This window comes from Photorhabdus hindustanensis (assembly GCF_002968995.1).
GTDB lineage: Bacteria > Pseudomonadota > Gammaproteobacteria > Enterobacterales > Enterobacteriaceae > Photorhabdus > Photorhabdus akhurstii.
The window spans coordinates 1-3,311 of sequence record NZ_PUWT01000139.1 but is presented as its reverse complement, the minus strand read 5'-3'; the positions used below and the strand labels follow the sequence as shown (position 1 = coordinate 3,311).

Sequence of the window (3,311 nt, the reverse complement as noted above, 5' to 3'; positions counted from 1 at the left end):
CAGGTGGACACTTCCCGCCACAATAAATACAAAGTGCACGATGCCATCATGCCGGATGGCAGCCGCAGTAATGACTTTTACGAATATCAGTACACCCGGACCGTCAAGGAAACTCAGGTTAAACAGAGTGACCCCGGTAAAATTCTGGCCGGGGGTAATATCACGCTCAACAGTGCGCAGGTCACTAATCACGACAGCCAGATTGTCGCCGGCGGGGCGCTGGATGGAGAAATCGGCGAACTGCACAATATTGCCACTCAGGGCGAACGTATCACCACCGATAAAGGTCGCCAAACTCACTGGTACGCCAAAAAGACCAAACACAAAAAGTTCGGGTTCGGTGGCACCAAAACCTCGCAGGGAAAAAGCCGCAGCAATTATGCCCCCGCCCCAGTGATAGAAACGATTGACCTGAAAACGCTGGCCTGGCAGGCGCATACCCGTCCACAGGGTACCGATATCACTATTGCGGACCGACAAACCGGTCAGATACACTCGGCCCCCACGGCGGTAACACCCGTGACCGGCATTAACGACCAACCGCTGGTGCTGCCTCCTGGTCAGCCTTTAGTCCTGCCGCCCGGTCAGCCGTTTGAACTGACGTTGCCCCCGGAGACCGTCAAAGGACACACGGTTGACCCGGTGATACGCGTTATCACGCCCGATACCCGCCTGCCGAATAACAGCCTGTATACCGTGCAGCCGGGCAGCGACAGCCACTATCTGGTGGAGACCGACCCGAAATTTACCCAGTATAAACAGTGGCTGGGTTCGGACTATATGCGGCAACAGTTAACGCATGACCCGGCGCTGGTTCACAAACGCCTGGGCGATGGGTTCTACGAACAGCGGCTGGTGCGCGACCAAATCACTCAACTGACCGGTCAGCGCTATCTGCCGGGCTACAACAACGACGAAGCGCAGTTTAAAGCGCTGATGGATGCCGGTGTCGCCTTTGGCAAACAGCAACAGTTAACGCCGGGCGTCGCGCTGAGTCCGGCACAGATGGCGTTGCTGACTTCGGACATTATCTGGCTGACTAACCAAACCGTGACCCTGCCGGATGGCACTAGCGAGGTGGTGACTGTGCCGCAGGTTTACGCGCGTGTCCGTCAGGGCGACCTGAGCAGTGACGGCGCTTTGCTGGCCGGAAATACCGTGGCACTCAACAGTCCGGGCGATATCACCAACAGCGGCACCATTAGCGGGCGTGACATCACTCAACTGACGGCCAACAATTTGACCAACAGCGGCTTTATTCGCGGCGGCAAAGTGGATGTGACGACCCAACAGACGCTCACCAACCGGGGCGGCCGGATTCAGGGGGATGACCGGGTAACTCTGAAAGGCCGGGATATCATTAGTGCATCGACCGTGCGCGGAGATGAAGCGAACCGCTGGCTGGACCGTCCGGCAGGCATCTATGTGCAGAACGATAAAGGCGCCTTATCGCTGAGCGCCATTAACAATGTCCAGCTCACCGCCAGTGACGTCAAGAATGCGGGTAAAGACGGTCACACCGAGATAACCGCAGGTCATAACCTGACGCTGGACACCTTAAGCACGCGCCGTACAGAACAAGGCGACTGGGGGAAAGAGAACTACCGTCATCTGACCCAACAACAAGATATCGGCAGCCAGATAACCGGCGCCGGTGAGGTGACCCTGCAAGCCGGGCAGGATTTGAACGCCGCCGCCGCTCACGTCAACGCCGGTCAACAACTGACGGCGCAGGCCGGCAATAACCTGACGCTGACCACCGGGACGGCTTCATCCGATTTAGTGGAGCACAGTAAACAAACCAACAAAGGCTGGCTGTCGAAATCGTCAGTGGAAACCCACGACGAAGTGCATGACCGGCAGGCTCTGAGCACCACATTCAGTGGCGATAAGGTCAATCTCCAGGCAGGTAAAAACTTAAATATCAGCGGCAGCAATGTCGCCGGTACGCAGGATGTCAGCCTGAGCGCCGGTCACCAGCTCACCGTCACCACCGCCGCGGAAGCGCACGATGAAACCCATTGGCGGCAGGAGAAAAAATCGGGCCTGATGGGCACCGGTGGGATTGGCTTCACCTTAGGCAAAGCCAGCCAGAAAGTCACCACCGACAGTGACAGCCAGCTGAGTAAAGGCAGCACGGTCGGCAGCAGCCAGGGCAACGTGACCCTCAACGCCGGAGAACAGCTCAGGGTTCACGGCAGCGAAGTGATTGCCGGTAAAGACCTGACGCTGACCGGTCAACAGGTCGATATCACCGGCGCGGAAAACCGCCATCATGCCTCGACAAAAACCGAACAAAAGCAGAGCGGCTTAACTGTGGCGCTGAGTGGCGCCGCTGGCGGGGCCGTTAACAGCGCGGCGCAAACCGCCAGAACCGCCCGCACTGAAAGTGACCCACGAGTGAAAGCGCTGCAAAATACTCAAGTCGCGCTGAGCGGGGTACAGGCCGTGCAGGCCGGCCGATTGGCGGCGGCTCAGGGCAGTGACGACAAAGGCAATAACAATCTGGCCGGGGTGAGCCTGTCCTACGGGCGTCAATCTTCCCGTTCAGAACAGCAGCACCGCCAGACCACTCAACAGGGCAGCCATCTCACTGCCGGGGATAACCTGACTATAACCGCCAAAGGGGATGGCAAAGGCGCATCAGGCCAGCATGGCGATATCCGTATTCAGGGCAGCCAGTTACAGGCGGGTAAAGACCTGCAACTGAATGCTAACCGGGATATTCAGCTCACCTCCAGCCAGAGCACTGAACAGACCACCGGCAAAAACAGCAGCCACGGCAGCTCGCTGGGCGTGGGCCTGACTGTCGGGCCGGGGGGCACCGGCCTGAATGTCTCGGCCAATGTCAGTCGGGGCACCGGCCATGAAAACGGCAACGGCGTCAGTCACACTAACACCACGTTACAGGCGGGACAGACCGTCGGGCTGAACAGTGGCCGGGATACCACGCTGAAAGGGGCTCAGGTTAACGGCGAGCAGATTACCGCCGAGGTAAAACGTCATTTGACATTAAGCAGCGAGCAGGACAGCCAGCGCTATGACAGCCAGCAACACAACGCCAGCGCGGGCGTCAGCGCCACCGTGGGTCCCCTCACTAACGGCACCGCGAGCCTCAATGCCAGCCGCAATAAACTCCACAGCAACTATGACAGCGTGCAGGAGCAGACCGGGCTGTTTGCCGGCAAAGGCGGCTATCAGGTTAACGTCGGCGACCACACCCAACTGGACGGCGCGGTGATAGCCAGTCAAGCCGACAAAGCCAACAACACCCTGAACACCGGGACGCTGGGCTTCAAGGATATTAAAAA

The 3,311-nt window shown here is 58.5% G+C and carries 1 protein-coding gene; it reads left to right on the top strand.

Translation table 11 applies throughout. The features are described 5' to 3' along the window. Positions 1 to 3,311, top strand: a 3,311-nt coding sequence (locus tag C6H66_RS24615) for a hemagglutinin repeat-containing protein (protein WP_181150304.1), incomplete at both ends; no start/stop codon positions are given.